26 protein-coding genes are annotated in these 23,970 nt (G+C 61.3%); 18 read left to right on the top strand and 8 right to left on the bottom strand.

The genetic code is table 11. The features are described from left to right. Positions 1–84: 84 nt before the first annotated feature. From folP to ACUXV1_RS10105, 4 genes are all read left to right on the top strand, one after another. Positions 85–921 (top strand): dihydropteroate synthase, encoded by an 837-nt coding sequence (folP, locus tag ACUXV1_RS10120; RefSeq protein ID WP_446015336.1) that lies wholly within the window; start codon positions 85–87, stop codon positions 919–921. A gap of 83 nt (positions 922–1,004) precedes the next feature. Next, on the top strand, positions 1,005–2,339 hold the full coding sequence (gene glmM, locus ACUXV1_RS10115) for a phosphoglucosamine mutase (RefSeq protein ID WP_081555539.1): 1,335 nt from the start codon (positions 1,005–1,007) through the stop codon (positions 2,337–2,339). Between the two features lie 244 nt (positions 2,340–2,583). After that, positions 2,584–4,500, top strand: a complete 1,917-nt coding sequence (locus ACUXV1_RS10110) for an ExeM/NucH family extracellular endonuclease (RefSeq protein ID WP_446015334.1) — start codon at positions 2,584–2,586, stop codon at positions 4,498–4,500. Further along, positions 4,482–5,072, top strand: a complete 591-nt coding sequence (locus ACUXV1_RS10105; protein ID WP_043591318.1) for a rhomboid family intramembrane serine protease — start codon at positions 4,482–4,484, stop codon at positions 5,070–5,072. Before ACUXV1_RS10110 ends, ACUXV1_RS10105 begins: the two co-directional genes overlap by 19 nt. On the opposite strand, the gene alr is transcribed toward ACUXV1_RS10105, so the two are convergent. Continuing rightward, entirely contained in the window at positions 5,018–6,091 is a 1,074-nt protein-coding gene (gene alr, locus ACUXV1_RS10100; protein WP_446015332.1) for an alanine racemase, read from the bottom strand. The genes ACUXV1_RS10105 and alr overlap by 55 nt on opposite strands. A gap of 113 nt (positions 6,092–6,204) precedes the next feature. Between alr and ACUXV1_RS10095 the strand changes: the two genes are divergently transcribed. Then, a complete protein-coding gene (locus ACUXV1_RS10095; protein WP_337882200.1) occupies positions 6,205–6,825 on the top strand; it encodes a DedA family protein in 621 nt (206 codons plus the stop codon). A gap of 67 nt (positions 6,826–6,892) precedes the next feature. Here the strand turns inward: ACUXV1_RS10095 and ACUXV1_RS10090 are convergent, their stop codons facing one another. Next, positions 6,893–7,219 carry an FKBP-type peptidyl-prolyl cis-trans isomerase gene (locus tag ACUXV1_RS10090; RefSeq protein ID WP_019101992.1) on the bottom strand — a complete coding sequence of 109 codons (327 nt, stop codon included), beginning with the start codon at positions 7,217–7,219 and terminating at the stop codon, positions 6,893–6,895. 187 nt (positions 7,220–7,406) lie between these two features. Here ACUXV1_RS10090 and ACUXV1_RS10085 point away from each other — a divergent pair, with 187 nt between their 5' ends. Together ACUXV1_RS10085 and ACUXV1_RS10080 are read left to right on the top strand one after the other, a co-directional pair. After that, the gene (locus tag ACUXV1_RS10085) at positions 7,407–8,189 is read left to right on the top strand and encodes a DUF2189 domain-containing protein (protein ID WP_043591313.1); all 783 of its coding nucleotides are present in this window, start codon (positions 7,407–7,409) and stop codon (positions 8,187–8,189) included. Positions 8,190–8,200: 11 nt separating this feature from the next. Then, positions 8,201–9,151, top strand: coding sequence for a D-2-hydroxyacid dehydrogenase (locus ACUXV1_RS10080; protein ID WP_446015330.1), 951 nt, complete (start codon positions 8,201–8,203; stop codon positions 9,149–9,151). A gap of 56 nt (positions 9,152–9,207) precedes the next feature. Here ACUXV1_RS10080 and ACUXV1_RS10075 read toward each other — a convergent pair whose 3' ends face one another. Together ACUXV1_RS10075 and ACUXV1_RS10070 are read right to left on the bottom strand one after the other, a co-directional pair. Next, on the bottom strand, positions 9,208–9,429 hold the full coding sequence (locus ACUXV1_RS10075; RefSeq protein WP_446015329.1) for a hypothetical protein: 222 nt from the start codon (positions 9,427–9,429) through the stop codon (positions 9,208–9,210). A gap of 27 nt (positions 9,430–9,456) precedes the next feature. Next, on the bottom strand, positions 9,457–9,936 hold the full coding sequence (locus ACUXV1_RS10070) for a DUF1841 family protein (protein ID WP_043591312.1): 480 nt from the start codon (positions 9,934–9,936) through the stop codon (positions 9,457–9,459). Between the two features lie 56 nt (positions 9,937–9,992). Between ACUXV1_RS10070 and ACUXV1_RS10065 the strand changes: the two genes are divergently transcribed. Beyond that, positions 9,993–10,478 carry a glutathione peroxidase gene (locus ACUXV1_RS10065; RefSeq protein ID WP_019103852.1) on the top strand — a complete coding sequence of 162 codons (486 nt, stop codon included), beginning with the start codon at positions 9,993–9,995 and terminating at the stop codon, positions 10,476–10,478. A 140-nt stretch (positions 10,479–10,618) separates the two neighbouring features. On the opposite strand, the gene trmB is transcribed toward ACUXV1_RS10065, so the two are convergent. Next, positions 10,619–11,299 (bottom strand): tRNA (guanosine(46)-N7)-methyltransferase TrmB, encoded by a 681-nt coding sequence (trmB, locus tag ACUXV1_RS10060; protein ID WP_043637849.1) that lies wholly within the window; start codon positions 11,297–11,299, stop codon positions 10,619–10,621. Between the two features lie 36 nt (positions 11,300–11,335). Next, positions 11,336–12,256, bottom strand: coding sequence for an NAD-dependent epimerase/dehydratase family protein (locus tag ACUXV1_RS10055; RefSeq protein ID WP_446015327.1), 921 nt, complete (start codon positions 12,254–12,256; stop codon positions 11,336–11,338). Positions 12,257–12,294: 38 nt separating this feature from the next. Here ACUXV1_RS10055 and ACUXV1_RS10050 point away from each other — a divergent pair, with 38 nt between their 5' ends. The 6 genes from ACUXV1_RS10050 to arcC all read left to right on the top strand — a co-directional run bounded on the left by ACUXV1_RS10050 (position 12,295) and on the right by arcC (position 19,172). Continuing rightward, positions 12,295–13,323 (top strand): CDP-6-deoxy-delta-3,4-glucoseen reductase, encoded by a 1,029-nt coding sequence (locus ACUXV1_RS10050; protein WP_043637847.1) that lies wholly within the window; start codon positions 12,295–12,297, stop codon positions 13,321–13,323. A gap of 263 nt (positions 13,324–13,586) precedes the next feature. Beyond that, positions 13,587–13,715: a DUF3149 domain-containing protein gene (locus tag ACUXV1_RS10045; RefSeq protein WP_019103856.1), complete on the top strand. Its 129-nt coding sequence runs from the start codon at positions 13,587–13,589 to the stop codon at positions 13,713–13,715. 481 nt (positions 13,716–14,196) lie between these two features. Then, positions 14,197–15,636 (top strand): arginine-ornithine antiporter, encoded by a 1,440-nt coding sequence (gene arcD, locus ACUXV1_RS10040; protein WP_019103857.1) that lies wholly within the window; start codon positions 14,197–14,199, stop codon positions 15,634–15,636. An 87-nt stretch (positions 15,637–15,723) separates the two neighbouring features. Next, entirely contained in the window at positions 15,724–16,956 is a 1,233-nt protein-coding gene (locus ACUXV1_RS10035; protein WP_043637845.1) for an arginine deiminase, read from the top strand. A gap of 133 nt (positions 16,957–17,089) precedes the next feature. After that, positions 17,090–18,100 carry an ornithine carbamoyltransferase gene (locus ACUXV1_RS10030; RefSeq protein ID WP_019103859.1) on the top strand — a complete coding sequence of 337 codons (1,011 nt, stop codon included), beginning with the start codon at positions 17,090–17,092 and terminating at the stop codon, positions 18,098–18,100. Between the two features lie 127 nt (positions 18,101–18,227). Beyond that, positions 18,228–19,172 carry a carbamate kinase gene (gene arcC, locus ACUXV1_RS10025; RefSeq protein WP_043591311.1) on the top strand — a complete coding sequence of 315 codons (945 nt, stop codon included), beginning with the start codon at positions 18,228–18,230 and terminating at the stop codon, positions 19,170–19,172. 69 nt (positions 19,173–19,241) lie between these two features. Here the strand turns inward: arcC and ACUXV1_RS10020 are convergent, their stop codons facing one another. Continuing rightward, on the bottom strand, positions 19,242–20,279 hold the full coding sequence (locus ACUXV1_RS10020; RefSeq protein ID WP_446015324.1) for a patatin-like phospholipase family protein: 1,038 nt from the start codon (positions 20,277–20,279) through the stop codon (positions 19,242–19,244). A gap of 318 nt (positions 20,280–20,597) precedes the next feature. Between ACUXV1_RS10020 and ACUXV1_RS10015 the strand changes: the two genes are divergently transcribed. From ACUXV1_RS10015 to ACUXV1_RS10000, 4 genes are read left to right on the top strand one after another with little or no spacing between them, the layout of a single operon-like run. Further along, positions 20,598–20,942 carry a PadR family transcriptional regulator gene (locus ACUXV1_RS10015; RefSeq protein ID WP_019103862.1) on the top strand — a complete coding sequence of 115 codons (345 nt, stop codon included), beginning with the start codon at positions 20,598–20,600 and terminating at the stop codon, positions 20,940–20,942. Next, the gene (locus ACUXV1_RS10010) at positions 20,939–22,027 is read left to right on the top strand and encodes a DUF1700 domain-containing protein (protein ID WP_446015322.1); all 1,089 of its coding nucleotides are present in this window, start codon (positions 20,939–20,941) and stop codon (positions 22,025–22,027) included. The genes ACUXV1_RS10015 and ACUXV1_RS10010 overlap by 4 nt, the downstream gene beginning before the upstream one ends. A 34-nt stretch (positions 22,028–22,061) precedes the next feature. Beyond that, positions 22,062–22,355, top strand: a complete 294-nt coding sequence (locus tag ACUXV1_RS10005) for a hypothetical protein (RefSeq protein WP_446015321.1) — start codon at positions 22,062–22,064, stop codon at positions 22,353–22,355. 56 nt (positions 22,356–22,411) lie between these two features. Continuing rightward, positions 22,412–23,179: a hypothetical protein gene (locus ACUXV1_RS10000; RefSeq protein WP_337882209.1), complete on the top strand. Its 768-nt coding sequence runs from the start codon at positions 22,412–22,414 to the stop codon at positions 23,177–23,179. Positions 23,180–23,381: 202 nt separating this feature from the next. Here the strand turns inward: ACUXV1_RS10000 and ACUXV1_RS09995 are convergent, their stop codons facing one another. Beyond that, positions 23,382–23,930, bottom strand: a complete 549-nt coding sequence (locus tag ACUXV1_RS09995) for an adenine phosphoribosyltransferase (RefSeq protein ID WP_019103866.1) — start codon at positions 23,928–23,930, stop codon at positions 23,382–23,384. Between the last annotated feature and the right edge of the window lie 40 nt (positions 23,931–23,970).

Below are 23,970 nucleotides of genomic sequence, written 5' to 3'. Positions count from 1 at the left end.
CAGTCATCAAGCCGGGCAAGCCTTGACAGGCTTGCCCGGCTTTTTTGCGACAACACCCCTCCATCCATGAGCGTAGTTCAGATCATGAAACCCTCTTTGCAATGCGGGCGCTTCACGCTCGATCTGTCCCGTCCCCTGGTGATGGGTATTCTGAACGTCACCCCGGACTCCTTTTCCGACGGCGGGCGTTTCAACGCCTTGGACCAGGCGCTGCGCCACGCCGAGCAAATGCTGGCGGACGGCGCGGCCATTCTCGATATCGGCGGCGAGTCGACACGACCGAACGCGCCTCATGTCAGCCCTGAACAGGAAATGGAGCGGGTGCTGCCGGTGTTGGAGCGTTTGCGAGAGCTAGGCGCGCCGCTGTCGCTGGACACGCGGCGCACTGTGGTCATGCGCGAGGCGCTGGCCATGGGCGCGGTGGATCTGGTCAACGATGTGTCTGCGTTGGAAGACGCGGGCGCGTTGGAGTTGGTGGCGGTTTCGGATGCCGCAATTTGTCTGATGCACAAGCAAGGCAACCCGGACACGATGCAGGATCGGCCGGAATACGCGGATGTGGTGGCTGAAGTGGCCGGCTATCTGGCGCGCCGCGTCCAGCTGTGTCTGGATGCCGGCATCGCCCGCGGCAGGCTGCTGGTTGACCCCGGCTTTGGTTTCGGCAAGACGCTGGAACACAATCTGGCCTTGCTGCGCGGGCTGCCGGAGATTGAACGCGCCGCCGGCGCGCCGTTACTGGTGGGTTTGAGCCGCAAATCCATGCTGGGCGCGATCACTGGCGAAGCGACGCCAGCGGAGCGGCTGGGCGCCAGCGTGGCCGCGGCGCTGGAGTCGGCGCGGCGTGGCGCGCGCATCATTCGCGTGCACGACGTGAAGGCCACGCGCCAGGCCTTGCAAGTGCTGGATGCCTTGAAAGTTTGAACTGAAAGGGGTGTCTGGCGCACAATAGCCGGCGTAGCGATTACCGCGGTTGGCCAGAAGCCGGCCGGATTCGAGAGAGAAACATGAGCCGTAAATACTTTGGCACCGATGGCGTGCGCGGCGAGGTCGGTCAATTCCCGATCACGCCTGAATTCGTGATGAAACTGGGCTATGCCGCCGGCCGCGTATTGGTCGACCACGACAAGGCGCATCGTCCTACGGTCTTGATCGGCAAGGACACCCGAATTTCCGGCTATATGCTGGAAGCGGCGCTGCAAGCCGGCTTTTCCGCCGCCGGCGTCAATGTGCTGCTGACCGGCCCGTTGCCGACGCCGGGCATCGCCTACCTGACCCGCGCGCTGCGTCTCGAGGCCGGGGTGATGATCTCCGCTTCGCATAATCCCTTCCAGGATAACGGCATCAAGTTCTTCGCCGAAGGCGGCAAGAAGCTGGACGATGCCGTTGAATTGGAAATCGAGGCGATGCTGGAGCAGCCGATGGAGACCAATCCGTCCGAACAATTGGGCCGGGTGCGTCGCATCGAGGGCGCGGTGGAGCGCTACATCGAGTTCTGCAAGAGCAGCTTTCCCAACGATCGCGATCTCAAGGGCTTGAAGCTGGTGGTGGATTGCGCCCACGGCGCCACTTACCACGTAGCGCCCAAGGTGTTCCATGAACTGGGCGCGGAGGTGGTCACCATCGGCGGCGAGCCGGACGGCTACAACATCAACGAGAAGGTGGGCGCCACCTATCCCAAGACTTTGCAGGTAGCGGTGCTGGAGCACCACGCCGACTACGGCATCGCGCTGGACGGCGACGGCGACCGGCTGATCATGGTGGATCGCGAAGGCACCGTTTACGACGGCGATCAGCTGATCTACGTGATCGCCAAGGCGCGTGCGGCCAGGGGCGAGCTCAAGGGCGGCGTGGTCGGTACGGTGATGACCAATCTGGCGATGGAACTGGCGCTAAACAAATTGGGCGTGGAGTTTGGCCGCGCCAAGGTGGGCGACCGCTATGTGCTGGAAATGCTGCATGGCAAAGGTTGGCAGGTGGGAGGAGAAGCTTCCGGCCATATCTTGTGCCTGGACTGCCACTCTACCGGCGACGGCATCATTTCCAGCTTGCAAGTCCTGGCTAGCCTGACGGATCTGGGCATGAGCCTGGCCGACGCCTGCAGCGACTGGCAGCCGTATCCGCAGACGCTGATCAATGTTCGCCATAACGGCTGCGATTGGAAGAGCGCCTCCGCGGCGTCGCTGGCCGCCGCCGAGCAGGCTTTGCAAGGCCGTGGCCGCGTGGTGTTGCGTCCGTCCGGCACTGAGCCGGTGGTGAGGGTGATGGTGGAAGCCGACGACAAGGCTCTGGCCGATCAGTGGGCGCAGTCCATTGCGGCGGCGATCCAGAGCGTCGCCTGATTGCCACAGCCGGCAAGTGCCGGCATCAGCATGAAAACGCCATACATTGTTTGTTTGGCGTTTTTTTATTGCCTGGATTTGGAAAGATGCGGAGCTTACTGTTTTCAGAAAAAACATACAGATAGCGACTTTGCGTGCAACTGTATCTAATGACATCTTTTTGTCATTGCGCTCTGGTTAGAATCAGCGCTCCTTACGCTCGTGATGAACCCAGACCATGAAAACAGCAACAGCATTCAGGACCTTGAGCCCTATCGCCATGGCAGTGGCGTTGGCGACTCCGGCCTTGGCCCAGGCCGCTTGCGGCGTCGCCGGCGCCACTTTAATCCATGATGTGCAGGGCCGCGTCGTCGGAAGCCCCATGCAGGGCAAGACCGTCACTGTGGAAGGCGTCGTCAGCGGTGCCTTCACCGGGGCCGGGCAATTGCGCGGCTTCTACCTGCAAGAAGAAGCGCGGGATCAGGATGCCGACCCGACCACCTCGGAAGGCATCTTCGTGTTTCTCGGCAATCTGGCGGCGCCGACGCTTAAACCCGGCGATGTGGTGCGCGTCACTGGCAAGGTGTCCGAGTACAGCCGCAAGGGCGACGCCGCCAGCGAAACCCAGATCACCCCGGCCACGATCGCCGCGGTGGAGCAGTGCGCTTACAGCGAGCCCTTGAGCTACGCCACGTTGCGGCTGCCCTTGCAATCCAGCGCTCAGTTGGAGGCGCTGGCCGGCATGGCCGTGCGCCTGGAAGGACCGGTCTACGTCGCCGCCAATTACGACTACGGCCGCTACGGCGAGCTGACGCTGTCCAGCCAGCCGCGGCTGTGGACCGCCACCCAGCGTTTTCTGCCCGGCAGCGCCGAAGCCAAGGCGCTGACCGAGGCCAATCAATTGGACAAGCTGACCTTGGACGACGGCCTGCAGATCCAAAACGCCAATGCCTGGCTGCCGGCGCCCGGCGGCTTGTCCGCCAGCCAGACCTTGCGCAGCGGCGACCGTCTGGACGGCGTGACCGGCGTGGTCAGCTACGCCTTTGGCAAATATCGGCTGCAACCGCTGGCCGCGCCGAGCGTGGTGGCCAGTAATCCGCGCCCCGGCGCGCCAAAGCGTAAGCCGGAGAGCGTGCGCTTCGCCAGCTTCAATGTGCTCAACTTCTTCAATGGCGACGGCCAAGGCAAGGGTTTCCCGACGCCGCGCGGCGCCAAGACTCAGCAGGATTTCGAGCGCCAACGCGCCAAGATCGTGGCCGCGATTCGTCAACTGGACGCTGATGTAGTGGGCCTGATGGAAATCGAGAATGATGGCTTCGACCGCTACTCGGCGATTCAGGACTTGGTGAATGCGCTAAATCAGGGCCAACCCCAGCCCAAGCAATATCAATTCGCCAACCCCGGCCTGCCGCAAGTGGGCAGCGACGCGATCACCACCGGCCTGATCTACCGTCCGACCGTGGTGACGGCGGAGGGCAAGGCCGAGGTGAGGGTGGTAGGCAATCCGCAGAAGAACCGGCCGGCCTTGTTGCAGACTTTTGTGCTGGACGCCAAGAGCAAGACCCGGGTCACCGTGGCGGTCAACCATCTGAAGTCCAAGGGCAGCAGCTGCGCGGACATGGTAGTGGACGGGCAGGCCGACGTGGATAAGGGCGACGGTCAGGGCAATTGCAATCTGACCCGGGTGCAGGCGGTGCGCGATCTGATGGCGTGGTACGCCACCCGTCCGCAGCCCGGCCCTAACGACGGCATGCTATTGCTGGGCGATATGAATTCCTACGCCAAGGAAGATCCGATCCGCGCCTTTGAAAACGCGGGCTTCAACAACCTGCTGACGCGTTGGAGCCGCGATGCCTATTCCTATGTATTCAACGGTGAATCCGGCAACCTGGACCATGCCTTGGCCGATAAGCCGCTGAGCTCCATGGTGCTGGCCGCCGGGGAGTGGCACATCAACGCCGATGAGCCGACGGCGCTGGAGTACAGCAGCGAGTTCAAGAGCGCGGAGCAGCAGCAGAAATACTACGCGGCGGACGCTTACCGTTCTTCGGACCATGATCCCTTGTACGTCGACGTGGCGCGTCGCGGCAACGCGGTGGCGGCAGCGGACGAAGGCGGCCTGGCGTTGCTGCTGGGCTTGGGCGCATTAGGAGCGACGGCGCTGTGGCGCCGCAAGCGCTAAAGACCCTGGCCGGCCGGCTGCAGCTGGGTTTATGCCTCGTCGTCCTGCTGCCGCTGGCCGCGCCTTGGGGCGCGGGGGCGCTGGCGTGGCGTTTCGAGCCTTGGAACGCCGAGGAGTGGTGGCGGGCGCTGAGCGGCGGCTGGGTGCATGCCGACGCGCGCCACGCCTGCTTAAACAGCGCGGCGCTGGCTGTGCTGGCCTGCTTGGGGCAGGGACGGGCGTCGCTGCTGCTGGGGTTGGCGCTGGCGGCGCCGCCGCTAATCGCCGTCATGCAGTGGCTGTGGCCGACGCCGCAGGCTTTTGTCGGCGCATCCGGCCTGGTGTATTGCTGGTGGGCGGCGCTGGCACTGACGCAGCCGCGCTGGCGCGGCTTGTGGCTGGCCGCCCTGCTGGCCCGGCTGGTGTGGCAAAGCCTGTTTCCAGGCAACTGGAGTGGCGGCGAGCCGGTCTTGACATCGGCGCATTGGAGCGGCGCGGTCTTGGGTATGTTGGCCGCCTGCGGCTGGCTGCGCCGGGCTCAGTTATTGACGACGCGCGGAACTCTCGGCGCCACTGCGCACATCAGTTCGTAGCCCAAAGTGCCCGCGCCGGCGGCGACTTGTTCTATCGGCACTTGAGGGCCCCACAGTTCAACCCGGCTGCCAATGCCGGTTTGAGGCAGTGCGCTCAGGTCCACCGCCAGCATGTCCATGGATACCCGGCCGACGATGCCGCTGGGCAGGCCATCCACCGCGACCGGCGTGCCGTTGTCGGCGATGCGCGGATAGCCGTCGGCGTAGCCGCAAGCGACGATGCCGACGCGCATGTCGCGTTCGGCCACCAGGCGTCGACCGTAGCCGACGGCGTCGCCGGCTGGCACCTTTTGTACCGCGATGACCCGGCTGCTCAGCGTCATCGCCGCCTGTAGGCCCAAGCCGGCGGCGTCGATGTCGGCGAAGGGAGAACAGCCGTAGAGCACGATGCCGGGGCGCACGATGGCGCCGTGGGTATGCGGGTGGCGGAACAGCGCGGCGGAGTTGGCGGCGCTGACCGGCAGCGCGCTGGGCGCGATCAAGGGCTGGAAGCGCCCCCATTGTTCGGCGACGCCGTAGTCGTCGTCGGCGGTGGCGAAGTGGGTCATCAGCGCATCGACGCGCGAGCCGGCTTGAGCGCGCAATTGCGCGAGCGCGGCGGGGGCCTCCGCCGGGGTGAAGCCCAGCCGGTTCATGCCGCTATTGATCTTCAGCCAAACGGAAACCGGCTGTTTGGCGGAACCTTTGGCCAGCCAGCTTATCTGTTGTTGGGAATGTACCGCGCCGCCTAGCCGGTAATGCGCCATCGCCGCGGCTTCCTCGGCGTCGAAAGCGCCTTCCAGCAGTACGATGTCCTGTTGGATGCCCGCTTCGCGCAAGCGGACGGCGTCCTCGATATTGAGCAGGGCGAAACCGTCGGCGACATCGGCCAAGGCTTGGACCGCATCCAGCAGTCCATGGCCGTAGGCATTGGCCTTGAGCACGGCGTACGCCTTGGCTTGGGGGGCCTGGGCGCGGGAAAGCAGGTAGTTGTGGCGGATGGCGGCGCGGTGGATTTCCACCTGGATAGGGCGAGTCATGTCAAGAAAGTCTGCGTTGGAGGTGTGCTATTATAAGCCCCTGGTGATGTACCCCGATAACGCAGCCGCGCCAGGATCGTCCTGAACGGAGACATGGCGGCAAGCGGAACAAAATGGACACTCTGCAAATACTTCTCGATTTTTTCACTGGCTACGGCTATGTCGCCGTATTCACCGTGTTGCTGGTATGCGGTTTCGGCGTGCCGATTCCCGAAGACATCACCTTGGTGGCCGGCGGCATTATTTCCGGCCTAGGCTACACCAATGTGCATTGGATGTTTCTCGTCGGCATGGCCGGGGTGCTGGCAGGCGACGGCATCATGTTCACCGCCGGGCGAGTGTTTGGCAACCGGGTGCTGAAGTTCCGGCCCATCGCGCGCATCCTGACTCAAGAGCGTTTTGAAGCGGTGCAGGAGAAGTTCGACAAGTACGGCAATTGGGTACTGTTCGTCGCCCGTTTTCTACCGGGACTGCGCTCTCCCATTTTCATTACCGCCGGCATGACTCGCCGCATTTCCTACTGGCGTTTCTTGCTGATGGACGGCTTCGCCGCCCTGATCTCGGTGCCGGTATGGGTGTATCTGGGCTATTACGGCGCCGCCAACCGCGAGTGGTTGATGACCATGGTGCATCGCGGGCAGGCAGGCATTCTGGCGGTGGTGGCCGCCTTGCTGCTGGGCGTGGCCTTCGTCTGGATGCGCCGCCGTCGTCAGCATCAGTGTGTGAAGAAATAAGCCCGCGCCATCCAATGAAAAAAGCTTCCCTGGGGAAGCTTTTTTTACGTCCTTGCGCAGCAGGGGTTCAACCCACTTGCAAGAGCTCCACCTCGAACACCAGAGTGGCGTTGGGAGGAATCACGCCGCCAGCGCCGCGCGCGCCGTAGCCCAGCTCAGCCGGGATGGTCAGCTTGCGTTTGCCGCCCACTTTCATGCCGGCCACGCCTTGGTCCCAGCCCTTGATCACATAGCCGGCGCCCAGCGGGAAGCTGAACGGCTGGAAACGGTCCTTGCTGGAATCGAACTTGGTGCCGTCGGTCAGCCAGCCAGTGTAGTGCACGGTGACTTCCTGGCCGCTGACGGCTTCGGCGCCGTCGCCGATCGCCAGTTCTTCGATAATCAGTTCGCTCATGAGATGTCCTTTCGCGCAAGCGCGGGATGAGGCCCGGCCCGGCGGCGCGAAGCGCGGCGCGCGCCAAGGGCCGTGGCAATCGCGGGATTATAGCAGCCGGACGGCCAGCTTGTGTTTTGCGACGCGTGGCGTATAACGGTAAGGATGCGGGGACTGCCTCGCATCGTATCCTTGAGGGGGACTTGTCATGGACGCGACTCACGATATCCCGCGCGATCGCCCGGTTGCGCGCAGGGTGGAAACCTCCCGGCCGTTGCAATGGCTGAAAAAAGGCTTCCGCGATTTTCAAAAAGCCCCGGCCGACTGCCTGTTTTACGGCGCGGTATTCGTATTGATGGGGTATTTGCTGACCTTGTACTCCGAACACTCTCCTGAGCTGATCATCACCTTCGCCACCATTTTCCTGTTGGCCGGCCCCTTTCTGGCGATAGGTCTGTACGACATCGCCAAGCAGATGGAGGCTTTCGACGGTCATGGACGAGTCAAGCTGGCGCACAGCATGGCGGCCTGGCGCGTCAACTTGCCGGCTTTCACCTTGTACGCGGCCTTGCTGGCGGTGCTGGTGTTCGGTTGGTTCCGAGTGTCTTTGCTGATGTTCGCGCTGTTCTACGACACCGCCGCCTTGCCATCCTTGAATGACATTGTGGTCAATGCCTTCAATCCGGACAATCTCGCCTTCCTGGTGGCTTACTTCGCGGTGGGCTTCCTGTTTGCTCAGGTGGTATTTTCGGTCAGCGTGGTTTCTATCCCCTTGATGCTGGATAAGGAGGTGGACACCGTCACCGCCATGATCGCCAGCGTGCAGGCGGTGCTGAAGAATCTGCTGACGATGGGCATATGGGCGGCTATCATTGTGACGCTGAGCGCGGTGGGCTTTGCGACTTATTTCCTGGGCCTGATCATCATCATGCCGGTTCTGGCGCTGGCCAGCTGGCATGCTTACCGCGATTTGATCACTTTCGAGAGATGACTGAATAGCCGATGACCCACTCCGTCGTGTTTCTTGACCGGGACAGCTTGCCTGTCCCGGTTCCGCTTTTGCCGTTCCCGTCCGAATATCACGAGTTCCCCTCCACCAGCGTCGAAGACGCGGCGATGAATTGCTCGGGGGCGGACATCGTCATCACCAACAAGGTGCCGTTGCGTCGGGAAACCCTGGAGCAATTGCCCGGGCTTAAGCTGGTGGCGGTGGCCGCCACGGGCTACAACCATATCGACCTGGACGCCTGTCGCGAGCTGGGCATCGCGGTCTGCAATATCCGTCATTATGGCGACGACACCGTGGCCGAACACGCGCTGACCCTGATGCTGGCCCTGGCCAAGAACCTGCCGGCTTATCAGCGCGACGTCGCCGCAGGGGTGTGGCAGCAATCGAGACAGTTCTGCCATTTCGGCGCGCCGATCCGCGATTTGCGCGGCGCGACCCTGGGGATTGTCGGCGCGGGCGGTATTGGCCTGCGCTTGGCGGAGATGGCCGGCGCGCTTGGCATGGAAGTGTTGTTCGTCGAGCGCAAAGGCGCGAAGGTGTTGCGCTCCGGTCATGTGGCTTTTGCCGAGGCCTTGGCGCAGGCCGATGTGATTTCGCTGCATTGCCCGCTGACCGAGGAAACCCGGGACTTGATCGCCCAGCCGGAGCTGATGCTGATGAAGCCCGGCGCCTTGTTGATCAACACCGCGCGCGGGGGCCTGGTTAACGAGGAGGACCTAGTGGCCGCGCTGAAATACGGGCAACTGGGCGGCGCGGGTTTCGACGTGCTGAGCGAAGAGCCGCCGGTACATGGCAACCCTCTGTTGAAAACCCGCTTGCCCAATTTGATTGTCACCCCTCATGTGGGCTGGGCCAGCCGGCAGGCGATGGAGCGTCTGGCCGCGCAGCTGGTGGACAATATCGCGGCCTTTGTAGCGGGCGTAGAGCGCAACCGTTTGTTGTGAGACCCGTTCGTTTCAGGCTTCAAGCCGGCTAAGACCGGCTTTTTTAATGATTCATTTTAAATATTATATTTATATAAATGATTCAATATTTTATTTGTTTTTAACTGTTGAAAAACTATTTGCAATTTGTTTATTGTGGGAATAGCATGAAGCTGCTCTTCTGGCTTTGCCAGTACGAGCTGCCCCGCTTGATCGCCGTGGAGGGTTTCCCCCCACGGCTCTTTTTTTGCCTGTCGCCGGGCAATGCAAAACGCCCGGCTGAGCCGGGCGTTGGTCATGAGCAAGCGCTTCTCGGGCGTGCGGCGTCAGTCTGGGATGTCATTAGGGTTGATGCGGGGCTGCTCCTCCGCTCCCATGCCCAACTTGCCGCGAATACAGCCTATGTAGCGGTTCACGTCCGGTCCGCCGCCATGGCGCTGAGCGTGCCAGATCATTTCGCCGAGACAATCCATCATCGCGTGCTGAGCCAGATGTTCGCTGCCGTGGCGCAGCGCCAGCTGGGCGTACAAGGAGCGGATGCCGAAGGGCTGGTCGATGGAGCGCTGTTCCTCAATAGCCACATGCAGGCCCAGGTGCAGGAAGGGATTGCTCTGGCCCATTTCCGGAGTCCACTCCTGTTCCATATACTGTTCCGGCCGATCCAGAATGGCGTGATACTCCGGGTGGTCTATAAGAATGGGGAGCACCATTTTTTCCAGATCGGACAAGTCCGTCCCGGACTTGGATTTCTGCCAGGTGTCGAAGAAAAAGCGCCGGGCGTCCTGCCGGCTGGGATTGAACAACATCGGATAGTGCCTGAGTGGATTCTCGGGAGCGCTCATTATACGAGACGGAGGTGGCCATGACCACGCTTTACGACTTCACCGCCGCGCGCATAGACGGCAGCGAACAGCCGCTGTCGGCGTACACCGGCCAAGTGACGTTGGTGGTGAATACCGCCAGCGAGTGCGGCTACACCCGGCAGTACGCCGGCTTGCAGGATTTGCAGCAAGGCTTGGGCGGTCGCGGGCTGGTTGTGCTGGGATTCCCCTGCAATCAGTTCGGCGGCCAGGAGCCGGGCGACGAGGCCGAGATCGAGCGTTTTTGCCGGACGCGCTTCGAGGTGGATTTCCCCATGTTCGCGAAGGTGGAGGTTAACGGGCCGCGGGCTCATCCGCTGTGGCGCTGGCTGACTCAAGCAGACTCCACCCATCCACACCCGGTGAAGTGGAACTTCACCAAATTCCTGATCGATGCGAAGGGAAGGGTGGTCAAGCGTTACGAGCCGGCGGTGGAGCCGCACGAGTTGCTGGAGGATATCGAGGCCTTGTTGCCGCGAGCCGGCTGAGAGCCTGTTCAAAGACTACCGCGCTGCGTGATGCGCAGCCCGGCGGGTACGTGCTCAGAACGTGTTCACGATCTCTCTCTGGCCGGAGAGCTTTTGAACAGGCGCTGACGCCCGCCGCTTGCGACGGGCGTGGGAGGGGATCAGAGGCGGCGGAAAATGACGTCCCACACGCCGTGGCCCAGTTTGATGCCGCGGGCCTCGAACTTGGTCAGCGGGCGGTAGTCCGGGCGTGGCGCGTAGCCATCGGCGGTATTGACCAGCTGCGGCTGGCTGCTGAACACGTCCATGATTTGCAAGGCGTAGTCTTCCCAATCTGTGGCGGCGTGCAGGTAGCCGCCCGGCTTGAGCTTGGTGATCAGCTTCTCCACCAGCGGCGCCTGGATCAAGCGCCGTTTGTTGTGGCGTTTCTTGTGCCAGGGGTCGGGGAAGAAAATATGCACTCCATCCAGGCTGCCGTCGGCCAGCATGTGATCCAGCACCTCCACCGCGTCGTGTCGGATGATGCGCAGATTGCTCAATTCTTTTTCCGCGATCAGCTTGCACAGATTGCCGACGCCGGGAGAGTGCACTTCCACGCCCAGGTAGTCTTGATCCGGATTGGCGGCGGCGATTTCGGCGGTGGCGCCGCCCATGCCAAAGCCGATCTCCAGAATTTTGGGCGCGGCGCGGCCGAAGGCCTGCTCCAGATCGATGCGCTCGGGGCGGTATTCTATGCCCCAGCGCGGCATGCCTTCGTCCATCGCGCGTTGCTGGCCGGGGGACAGATGGCCTTGGCGCAGGACGAAGCTGCGGATGGCGCGTTGAAATGCCGGATTTTCCATAGAGAAGCCTGCTGAAAACTCAAAAAAACCGCGATGTTACCGAATCTTGGCCGCCGAGGCGAGCGCGACGGCGATGCGTTCCGGCGCTTGGGCCAGCGCCGCCAGGTAGACGGCAGTGTCGGGCCAGCGGAATACCGGCAGCAATTCCCGGCGCAAACGCCTGTTGTCCAACTGCCTGGACTCCATCATATACGACCATAGACCAGCGGAGACCTGGGCGCGGACTTCCTCGCGCGGCAGCAAGGGCGGCAAGACCAGGTCAAGCGTGGCGGCGAGCCGGCGGTACCATTCGCTGATTGGAAGCGGCTGATCGTCGCTGGCGTTGTATACGCGAGGGCCGCCGCGGCATTGCCGCAATGCCGCCACGCAGGCGGCGGCAAGGTCGTCGGCGTGGATGTGATTGCTCCAGCTGTCCTCTTCCGGGCGGATCAGCGGCGTTTGCGAGGCGAAACGGCTCAGCGGAAGGCGGTTGTCGGCGTAGATGCCCGGCGCGCGCAACACGGTCAGTTGGCTGCCGTGGGCTGCGGCAAAGCTTCGCAATTGGGTTTCGGCGTCCAAGCGTCGGAAGGCGCGATCGTTGTGCGGGCGAGGACGGGCGCCTTCATCCAGCAAAGCGCCATCGGCATTGCCGTACACGCCGCTGGTGCTGATATAGACTAGGCGCTGTGGTATCCTGCAACCTTTTGCCAACGCAGACAACAACTTGCGCATGCGCAAGTCCTTGCGGCCGGTTTCCTGGGGGGGAGCGGTCAGCAGCAGATCGTCGGCCAGGCCGGCCAATCGGCGCAAAGTGACGGGGTTGTCCAGATCGCCCCGGATGGGCGTGACGCCCTGTCGGCGCAGCGCTTCGGCGCTCGCGCTTGAGCGGCATAGCGCCAGCACTCGCCAGCGGCGGGTCAGTTCCGGCAAAGCGCGGCGCGCGACATCGCCGGCGCCGATGATCATCAGGGTTCGCATGATGCGCATTTTAGCCAGATATTGAGTAGAGGAAACAGATGACAGCGCAGGTGAAAGTGCTCCCCAGCGGGCATACATTTGGCGTCGAGCCGCATGAAACCGTATTGGAAGCGGCTTTGCGTCAGGGAGTGGGCCTGCCCTACGGCTGCCGCGACGGGGCATGCGGCGCCTGCAAAGGCAAGGTAGTGGATGGAGAAGTGAGCCAGGATGGTTTCCAGGAAAAAGCCCTGACCGAGGCTGAACGCGCCCAGGGGCTGGCTCTGTTCTGTTGCGCCCGCCCTCAGGGCGACATCACCATCGAGGCTCGCGAAGTGGCTGGGGCGGGCGATATCCAGATCAAGACCTTGCCGTGCCGTGTAGAGAAAATCGAGAAAATCCACGACGTGGCGGTGCTCAAGCTCAAGTTGCCGGTATCGGAGCGCCTGCAGTTCAAGGCTGGTCAATACATCGACATCCTGATGAAGGATGGAAAGAAGCGCAGCTTCTCCATCGCCAACGCGCCGCATGACGACGCTTTTCTAGAGTTGCACATCCGTCATCAACCTGGCGGTTCGTTCTCCGACTACGTGTTCAGTCAGATGAAGGAACGCGAAATCATGCGCTTCAAGGGCCCGCTGGGCTCCTTCTTCCTGCGCGAGGATTCCGACAAGCCCATCCTCTTCGTGGCCAGCGGCACCGGCTTCGCGCCGGTCAAGGGCATTATCGAGCATGCGATCCACAGCGGAATCCAGCGCGAGATGGTGTTCTATTGGGGCGCGCGGACCAAGGCCGACCTCTATATGGCGGAACTGGCCGGGGCCTGGCAGGCGCAGAACCCCAACATCACCTTCATACCGGTGTTGTCCGACGCGCTGCCGACAGACGAGTGGGCGGGCCGTACCGGCTTTGTTCATCAGGCGGTGCTGGAGGATTTCGAAAATTTGTCCGGCTATCAGGTTTACGCTTGCGGCGCGCCGCTGATGGTGGAGGCCGCGCACGGCAGCTTCACGCGCGAACGCGGCTTGCCGGAGGATGAATTCTTTTCCGACGCGTTTTTCCTGTCCAAGGATATGGGCGGCAGCAAGTGAGCGCATCGGTTCGACGTGGATGACGAGCGCCAATTTTTGAGATGGAACGGATCCGGACTGTATCGCTTTTCGAGCAACTGTAATGATATAAGTTGCTGATTTTTAGGAAATGAGCCCCTGGCTAGAGCCAGGGGCTTTTTATTTGTCTTGCATCAAATTTGTGAGGCATGCCATTTGATTTGGGTCAATGGGCGGGCGCCCCAACTGGCTAAGATGAGGGTCAAGAAACCTATATGGGGCGTGGCCCCGGAAAAGGAGTGGCGATGGAACTTCTGACTCTGCTTCTCTCCGACGATGTCGGCATTTTAAGCTTGGTGACCATTGTGGTGACTACCCTGGTGGTGCTAGGCGCTCTGGTGGCGATTTTCAAGAACGTGAAAAAGCCGGAGTGAGCGTCCGAGCAAACAGCATGTGTTTATCCTCTTGATGTGTGTGTTGGTGGATGCGGTGGTGGGCCGCATCCACTTTTTTTTGCGTTTTACGCCTTGTTCTTGATCCAGCGTTCTTTTATCGCTTATCACGTCGATAGGCGCTTGTCTTGATTTCTGCTTGCCGGAATATCCCCTTTCTGAATTTTCTCCCGCAATATTTCACGCAGCAATAATTAATAATTATTTAAAAGAAAAGTAAGCGAATATTTTGTGCGCTGCACATTTTATTATTTTGTCATTCTTATGGGTGGGTTCTATAAAGCTTTTGTTCTATTGCCATAGTGGGTGAGATAGGGCAGGGGAAGCTATTTGATGCAGGTCAAACGGATGTTCGACTGTTCTGGCGATCACTAAATCCGAGGTATACCATTGTCTCAGATGATAAGAATTTAATTATATAACAACAGATTTGCAGGTTAATGTACTCTCACGGAGAACGAAAATGTCTACGGAAACTGAAACCCAAGGCGGCGGCGCTCCCAAGCTCAAGCTTGGCGCGCTGACCGCTCTGGTGGTGGGCTCCATGATCGGTGGCGGCATCTTCTCGCTGCCTCAGAACATGGCGGCGGGTGCCGGAGCCGGCGCTATCTTGATCGGTTGGGTGATTACCTTCTTCGGGATGTTGACTCTGGCATTTGCCTTCCAGATGCTGGCCAACCGCAAGCCGGAAGTTGAAGGCGGCGTTTATGGCTACGCCAAGGCGGGTTTCGGCAACTACATGGGCTTCAACTCGGCCTGGGGTTACTGGATTTCGGCCTGGATCGGCAACGTATCCTATTTTGTGGTGATGTTCTCGGCGCTGGCCTTCTGGTTCCCTGTGTTCGGCGAGGGCAATACCACCACCGCCATCGTCTGCGCATCCATCCTGTTGTGGGCCTTGCACTTCCTAGTGCTGCGCGGCGTGCACGGCGCGGCCTTCATCAACACCATCACCACCGTAGCCAAACTGGTCCCGCTGGCGTTGTTCATCCTGCTGGTTATCTTCGCCTTCAAAGTGGATACCTTTAACCTGGATTTCTGGGGCTCGACCAAACTCGGCTCGGTTGTCGACCAAGTGAAGAGCACCATGTTGGTGACGGTATGGGTGTTCATCGGCATCGAAGGCGCATCGATGTTCTCCAGCCGTGCGGAAAACATGAAAGAAGTGGGCAAGGCCACTGTGATTGGTTTCCTGCTGACCATCGCCTTGCTGGTTGCGGTGTCTGTGCTGTCGCTGGGCGTCATGACCCAGGCTGAACTGGCCGCGCTGAAAAACCCGTCCACCGCCTATGTGCTGGAAAAAGCCATCGGTCCCTGGGGCGCCAACTTGATGAACGCCGGTCTGGTGATCTCCGTGGGCGGCGCGTTGTTGGCTTGGACGCTGCTGGCTTCCGAAGCGCCCTACCTGGCAGGCAAGGACGGCGTGATGCCCAAGGTATTCGGCACCACCAACGCCAATGGTTCTCCGGCCGCCTCGCTGTGGCTGACCAACGGTCTGATCCAACTGTTCCTGATCATCACGCTGTTCAGTTCCGCGGGCTACCTGGCGCTGCTGTCGCTGGCCACCTCGATGATTCTGATTCCCTACCTGCTGTGCGCCGGCTATGCCTTGCTGGTGGCCAAGCGCGGCGAGGGCTACGCCCAGGGCGAGTCCAGCGGCAAAGAGTTCGGCATCGCCACCATCGCTTCGGTCTACGGCATCTGGCTGATCTACGCCGCCGGCCTGAAGTATCTGTTCCTGTCGATGGTGTTGTACGCCCCGGGTCTGCTGTTCTACCTGTGGGCTCGCAAGGAACGCGGCGAGAAAGCGTTCACCGGTCCGGAAGCGGTACTGGCTGCGCTGATCGTGGTGGCGGGTTTGTTCGCCGGCTACGAGTTGCTCACCGGAGCGCTGACGCTCTAAGTCGGATTTAGAAGTAAGAAGATTACCGGAGGCGCGCGAGATCCTCGGGCCTCCACCAGCTCCCCCAATATCATTAAGGAGTTTGTCATGACCAAGTTTGGTGTTCATTCCGAGTGTGGCAAGTTGCGAACTGTGATGGTGTGCCGTCCCGGCCTGGCGCATAAGCGCCTGACCCCGGACAACTGCCACGGCCTGCTGTTCGACGACGTCATCTGGGTAGAGCGCGCACAGAAAGACCACGCCTACATGGTTGAGCAAATGCGCTCCCGCGGCATCGAAGTGGTGGAAGTGCACGATGCGCTGGCCAAAGTATTGGACGACAAGGCCTCCCGCGCCTGGATTCTGGATCGCAAGGTCAAGGCCGACAACGTAGGTATCGGCATGTTGCGCGACCTGCGCAGCTGGCTGGACGAAATGCCTTCGTCGCAACTGGCCGAGCATCTGGTGGGCGGCATCGCCAAGTTCGAACTGCCGTTTGATCCGAAAGGCCTGTTCGGCGGCTATCTGGACCAGTCTGAATTCGTACTGCCGCCGGTGCCTAACAGCCTGTTCCAGCGTGACCCGTCTTGCTGGATCTATGAAGGCGTCACGTTGAACCCGATGTACTGGCCGGCGCGCCGTCAGGAAACGCTGATCCTGCAATCCATCTACAAATTCCACCCGATGTTCGCCGGCAAGGTGAAAGTATGGTGGGGCGATTGTGACCAGGAGCATGGCCCGGCCACGCTGGAAGGCGGCGACGTGATGCCTATCGGCAACGGCGTGGTCCTGATCGGCATGGGGGAACGCACCAGCCCGCAGGCAGTGGTGCAAGTGGCCAAGCGCGTGCTGGGCAAGGAAGGCGGCGCCACTCGCGTGATCGCATGCCAGATGCCGAAGTCCCGCGCTGCGATGCACCTGGACACGGTGTTCAGCTTCCTGGACATCGATCTGCTGTCCCTGTTCCCGGACGTGGTGGACGACATCACATGCACCAGCATGTACGTGGGCGACCGCGAAGGCGAAATCCGTTTCGAACGCCATGAAGGCGTGCATCTGGTGGAAGTGGTGCGCCAGGCGCTGGGTCTCAAGGAAATCCGCGTGATCCAGACCGGCGGCGACGCCTACCAGCGCGAACGCGAGCAGTGGGACGACGGCAATAACGTGGTGGCGCTGGATCGCCGCGTGGTGGTGGCCTACGACCGCAACACCTATACCAACCGCCTGATGCGCGAGCACGGGGTGGAAGTGATCGAGATTCCGGCTTCCGAATTGGGCCGCGGCCGCGGCGGCGGTCACTGCATGACCTGCCCGATCACTCGCGACGAAGTGAAACTGTAATTCAGCTGTAGTGTCCCGGCCGCGGGCGCGGCCGGGAGGAAAATCCAAGATTCATGTGCAAAAAGACAGGTTGACCGCCGGTTTCCCCGGAAACGACGGCCGGCTTGCCCAGACTCTAATCAGGAGCAATATCATGGCTTTCAATCTGCGCAACCGTAACTTCCTCCGCATGCTGGACTTCACCCCGCGCGAAATCCGCTACATGCTCGACCTGGCCCGCGACCTGAAGCGCGCCAAGTACACCGGCACCGAACAGCAGCATCTGAAGGGCAAGAACATCGCCCTGATCTTTGAAAAAACCTCGACCCGCACCCGCTGCGCTTTCGAAGTGGCCTGCTACGACCAGGGCGCCAACGTGACTTACCTTGGGCCGTCCGGTTCGCAAATCGGCATCAAGGAATCGATGAAGGACACCGCCCGCGTGTTGGGCCGCATGTACGACGCGATCGAATACCGCGGCTTCGACCAGCACATGGTGGAAACCGAGCTGGCCAAGTTCGCCGGCGTGCCGGTATACAACGGCCTGACCGATGAATGGCACCCGACCCAGATGCTGGCCGACGTGCTGACCATGTGGGAAAACAGCGACAAGCCCATCTCCCAGATCAGCTACACCTACCTGGGCGACGCCCGCAACAATATGGGCAACTCCCTGCTGGTGATCGGCGCCAAGCTGGGCATGGACGTGCGCATCGGCGCGCCCAAGCACCTGTGGCCGACCGACGAGCTGGTGGCTCAGTGCCGCGAAATCGCCGCCAAGACCGGCGCGCGCATCACTTTGACCGAAGATGCCAAAGCCGCGGTCAAGGGCACCGACTTCATCCACACCGACGTATGGGTGTCCATGGGCGAGCCGGCCGAAGTCTGGGCCGAACGCATCAAGCTGCTGAAGCCTTACCAAGTGAATGCCGCGCTGATGGCAGCCGCCGAAAATCCGCAGGTGAAGTTCATGCACTGCCTGCCGGCCTACCACAACAGCGAAACCAAGGTGGGAAAGGAAATCGCCGCGCAATACCCGGACCTGGCCAACGGCATCGAAGTGACCGAGGACGTGTTCGAGTCCGAAGCTTGCATCGCTTTCGAGCAGGCCGAGAACCGCATGCACACCATCAAGGCCATCCTGGTGGCCACGCTGGGCGACTGATAGCCGCTTAGCATCATCCAGATGATCCGCCGGCCAAGGCTCCCCTGACCGGGAACCTTGGCCGGTTTCGTTTTCAAGCGCGCACGCTGTATCAGACGGTGGGCGCGGCAGTAAAAAGGAACTGAATATGCGAGTCGTCGTAGCTCTGGGCGGCAATGCCCTGCAACGTCGCGGCGAGGCCATGACCGCCGACAACCAACGCGCCAACGTTAAAGTGGCAGCGGAACAACTGGCCGGCGTGACCCGGCTGGGCCACAACCTGGTGATGTGTCACGGCAACGGGCCGCAAGTGGGCCTGCTGGGCCTGCAGAACGATGCTTATGCCCGCCATGTGGACGAAAAAGTGACGCCCTATCCGCTGGATGTGCTGGGCGCGCAGACCGAAGGCATGATCGGCTACATGGTTGAGCAGGAACTCGGCAATGTGTTGCCGTTCGAAGTGCCCATCGCCACCATCCTGACCCAGACCGAAGTGGACGCCAACGACCCGGCGTTCAAGAACCCGACCAAGTTTGTCGGCCCGGTCTACAGCAAGGAAGAAGCCGACAAGCTGGCGGCGGAAAAAGGCTGGACGGTGAAGGCCGACGGCGAATACTTCCGCCGCGTGGTGCCCAGCCCGAAACCGAAGCGCATCTTCGAAATGCGCCCGATCAAATGGCTGATCGAAAAAGGCGTGGTGGTGATTGCGGCCGGCGGCGGCGGCATTCCCACCATGTACGAGGGCGACAAGCTGGTGGGCGTGGAAGCGGTGATCGATAAGGATCTGGCCTCTGCCTTGCTGGCGCGCGAAATCGACGCTGACTACTTCGTGATCGCCACCGATGTGAAGAGCGTGTTTGTCGGTTGGGGCACGCCGGAAGCCAAAGCGATCAAGCAGGCGCATCCGGACGAAATGGACAAGCTGGGCTTCGCCGCCGGATCGATGGGCCCGAAAGTGGAGGCCGCTTGCGAATTCGCCCGGCTGACCGGCAAGAAAGCGGTGATCGGCGCGCTGGAAGACATCGAGAAAATCGTCAAGGGCGAGGCTGGCACCGTGATTTCCACCGAGAAGGCCGGCATCAGCTGGTATTGATGCCGTCTGCGCTTAACCAAGCGTCAAGGGCTGCCGTCAGGCAGCCCTTTTTTATTGCCTCGCCTTGCTCTAGCCCAGCAGCTTGGCGCGGTGTTGGCGGAGCAGGTCCTGCCCGGCTTGATAGCCGATCTCATAGAGTTGAGACAGATTGGAGTGCGACCAGTCCAACTCCTCCGCGCGGCGTTTCGGGTCGATCAGCTTGTCGAACTGGATCTTCAGCACCTCGGTGCGTGGCCGGCCTTGGTCGTCCTTATTGTGCAGCGCCTCGAACAGCTTCAGGTCGTCGCGCGCGATTTCGGTCAGCGGGGTGATGATGGATTGCACCCAGGCGTCGTATAGGCCGCGTGGCGGGTGTAATAGTCTGTCGCTGCCCAGCACGTCGAACACCAGGGTGTAGTCGATGTGCGGGTGATCGCGGAACAACTGCTTGAAGTTCAGCGTGTCTATGGCCGCGCCTTCGATGTAGTCGCCGTCGGCCAGGGGATAAGGCGGGTAGATGAAGGGAAAGGACAGCGCGGCCAGGAAATGCTCGTGGCCGATCTCGCTCTTGTCCCAGCAGCGCATCTCGCCGCGGGTGATGTTGTACGCGTTCAGGTAAAACTGCGGCGCAATGGTCTTGAGGCGGTCGAAATCCACGATTTCTTCGATGAAGGGCACGTGCGCGCACAGGCCTTGGCTGTTGGGGCCCAGATCGCTGGGGCAGAGCGTGGCCAGCAGCAGCGATGTCCAATCGGCCAGCAGGCGTTGCCAGGGGCCTTGGTCGGCTTGCTGCTGAATGGATTGCAGCAGCGGATTTTGGCTTTGCCAGCTACGCCACAGGTCGGCGGCCGGGCCGGGCTTGTTGAACACCTTGTAGTTGATGGGCAGCAGCCGGTAAATCGGATCGGATACGCCTAGATCGGCCAGCCGGCGTAAATTGTCCAGCGGCGAGCCCTTGCGCGGCGCCGCGTACAAGAGGCCGACAATAGCGCCGGCGCCGGAGGTGGAGATGATGTCGAATTCGACGTCGGCCTCCATCAGCGCGACCAGCGCGCCGGCCATCAAAGTTGCGTTGGGCGCGCCGCCGCCCAAGACCAGCGCAATGCTGGGCCTGCTTGCTTTTGCCATCGAAATCCCCATTCAGAGAGTGGCCGGTTGGTGGATACCGGGCTGGTACACGGTTAGTTCAATGTCATTATTGTTGTTGAATTATGGATGGCAAGATGTATTTTGCAACGCAATATGATGTCAGTGATGACTATATGACGTGTTGCGAGAAAGCCGCAGCAAGGGCTATTTGTCATTGTGTAATGAAAGATACCTTGCGGTACAAGGTAGTGGTTTGTATAGTGCAACCACAAGCAGATTGATGCCTTGGTCCAACTAGCTATCTTGTAATGCAAGGTAGTGGGGCGGGTGGGACCGGGCGGTTTCAAGGAAGGCAAGATGAAAACCCAGTTGAAGAAGGGGACCCTGGACATGTGCGTATTGGCGGTATTGGCTCAGTCCGATAGTTATGCCTACGAATTGGTCAGCACCTTGTCGCGCACGATGGAAATCAGCGAAGGGACGATCTACCCGCTGATGCGCCGGCTACAGAACGAGTCCTGGGTCAGCACCTATCTGGTGGAATCCGCGTCCGGACCGTCGCGCAAGTATTACGCGCTGACCGAGGCGGGAAAGCGGGAACTGGAGCTGATGCGACGCGAGTGGCAGGAGTTCGTCAGCGAAGTGGACAGCGTGCTGAGTCGCCTGCCGGCGGCCGGCCAGCCAGGAGAACGACAAGCATGAATCGCAAAGTGTTTTTGGAGCAGTTGGAACAGGCTCTGGCCGGTATGCCGGCGGAGGAGATCCGTGAAATCGTCGCCGACTACCAAGAGTATTTCAGCGACGCGCAAGAAGCCGGCCGCGCCGAGGATGACGTGGTTGCCGCGTTGGGCAGCCCGCAGAAGCTGGCCAAGGAGCTGAAAGCGCAGGCGCATTACCGCCAATGGGAGAACCATCGTTCCTTCGGCAATTTGATGAGGGTGGTGGCCTCGGTCGCCGGCCTGGGTGTGCTGAATTTCTTCCTGGCGCTCCCGTTCATGCTCTACCTGCTATGTCTGTCCATAGGCTACATGATGTCCGGCAGCCTGTTGATAGCCGGCGTGGCGCTGGTGGCGGCTTGGGGAGGCAATAGCCTGTTCGGCTGGCCGGAGCTGGAGCCGAGCCTTTCGCCGGAGAACGGCAAGATCGAGTTCAAAGTTCAAGCCGAAGGGGAACCGGTGCACGGCGTGACCCTGAAACAGGGGAGGCTGTTGCTGACGCTGGAAGAAGACGAAACCGCCAGCCTGCAATTGCGAACCGGCGATCCAGTGCGAGTGAGCTATGACGGCGAGGAGCTGAAAGTGGTCGCCAGCAATCCGGCGGCCAGCCAGTCGATCAAGCGAGAGGGCGAACGCTCCGTCAGCCTGGCGCGCGGGCAATTGCGCGCGCTGACGCTGACATCTGACGGCGGGGAGAGCATGGTGCTGGCCCCGGACGGGGATGGCCGCTCGCTGCGCTGGCGGATGATCTCGGCGGAAGCTTCCGCCGCCGCCGGCGAAGCCGGGCAAGTTGCCGATCTGGTGCTGGGCGACGGCGAGAGCTCGCTGGTGATCAAGGATAACCGTTTGTCGCTGAAAGACGGCAAAGATCATATCGAGATCGACGGCATTCCGGGCTTGTCGCTGCAGAGTTCGGCGGCGGTCAGCGGATTCGTGTTGTTGCTGGTTGGGGGATTGGGGCTGGTGTTTTGCGTATGGCTGACGCGGCTGACTTGGCTCGGGCTGGTGCGCTACGTCCGCTACCAGATCGACTTGGTGGCGGGCAGAAGTCCGAGCGGCAAAGCGGTGTGACGAGTGTTGTTTTGACTGGATTTGGGAGAGAAACATGAAACACGATGCATGCATTCAACAATTGCAACTGACCATGGAGCGCTTGCCCGAATCCGAGCTGCGCAAGATTCTGAGCGACTATCGCGAATACATTCGCGACGCGGTGGCAGACCAGCGCAATGAGAGCCGCCTGATCGCCGCGCTGGCGGACTCCCGGAGGCGCACCGTTTCGGCCTTTGCGCGCCAAGGATTGTCGAGTGCTCTGTGGGCGCGGCTAGCCCGCCATGCGGTGGGCGGGATGGCGGCGGCTTGCGGCGTTATCGCGATGTACTGGCTGTTCATGCAGTGACGAAAACATGCGCCGCCGGCCGCGGCGGCGGTTTCAACTTGAGAAAGGGGAACGTGATGATGCGTGAGGCAATGCGGTTGCTGATGTTGACGGGCATGGCGTGCGGCGGAGCGGTTCACGCGGCGGAAGCGCCGATTGAAAAGCTGGTGATCAAGGGAGACGCCGCCGTGCTCAAGCTGAGTGCGGACGACAAACGGCCGTATCAGCTTGATCTGAACAAAAGCAATTGGGACGCGAAGCAGTGCAGTGCCCAAGTGCGGCGCGAAGGCGGCGTGGTCACGATCACGGTCAAGCTCAACAACAAACTGCTGGGCGCCGGCTGCGGGCTGGAGATCGCGGGCAATCTGAAACCGGGCAAGCAGGTGGAGTTGGGGCTGGCCGCGGTCAAGGGTTCGATCCGCGGCGCTTATTCTGCGATCCGGGTGGACAGCAAAGCGGTGGATCTGACTCTGGAGGGCAAGGCTGCCAGCCTCTCCATGTCCGCCGACGCGATCAGGGCGCAGGCCAAGGGCGCTTACGACAAGCTGGCGTTCAAGGGGCAGGCGTTGACGCTGGCTTTCGAGGGCAGCAGCCGCGACATGGCCTTTGACGGCCAGGCGGTGAAGGCGAAGGTGAGGCTGACCGACGCCAAGCCCAGCGGTTCCTTGTCGTTGGACGCCACCACCGGCAAGTTGGCGCTGACGCTGCCGAAGTCCGCAACGCTGCAGTACGAAGTGCGCGGCGCGGCGGCCTCGGTGGATAGCAAGTTGCCCAGCACCGCCGGCGCGCCGCTGAAGCTGAGTGCGCGCGGCCAGGCCTTGAAGGTGGCGGTGGAGGCGGATTAAGGACCTATTTACGATCTCGCGAGCAAGGGCGAGGCAAGGCGAAAACGGCTCAAAAGCGGAGTGTACACACGGTACATGAGCATTTTGAAGGTGCGCTCACCGAGCCACGTTTCACGACGGGTATTCGATCGTAAACAGGTCTAGGTCGCGGCCAAACAAAACGGAGCCCAAGGGCTCCGTTCGCATGACGGGCGAACCCGGCTCAGTAAGCGCAGACGGTGAACAACTCCAGGCCGCCGTCGCGCACCAGCTTGCCGCCGCCCAGCTCGGGCAACTCAATGATGGCGGCGGCTTCCAACACGTCGGCGCCCATGCGCTTGAGCAGCTTGTAGCCGGCCATCATGGTGCCGCCGGTGGCTACCAGGTCGTCGATCAGGATTACGCGGTCGCCCGGCTTGCAGGCGTCGGTGTGCATTTCCACCGCGGCGTTGCCGTATTCCAGCTCGTATTCCTCTTCCACCGTGGTGAAAGGCAGCTTGCCGCGCTTGCGGATAGGCACAAAGCCTACGTTCAACTCGTAAGCCAGCACCGAGCCGATGATGAAGCCGCGCGCGTCCAGTCCGGCCACCAGGTCCACCTTCTCCATCATGTAGCGGTGCACATAGATGTCGATCAGCATGCGGAAGGTTTTGGGGTTCTGCAGCAGCGGGGTGATGTCGCGGAACATCACGCCTTGTTGCGGCCAGTTGGGCACAGTGCGGATCCAGCCTTTCAGATAGCTGGAGTAGTCGAGATTGCTAAGGTTTTCCATGGCCTTATTGTACTTCTAAATGAAGAGAATCGCCGCGCGG

The sequence above is a fragment of the Chromobacterium sp. W521 genome, assembly GCF_052805975.1.
The sequence above is the reverse complement of the archived record's forward strand: the minus strand, read 5'-3'. Positions and strand labels throughout refer to the sequence as shown.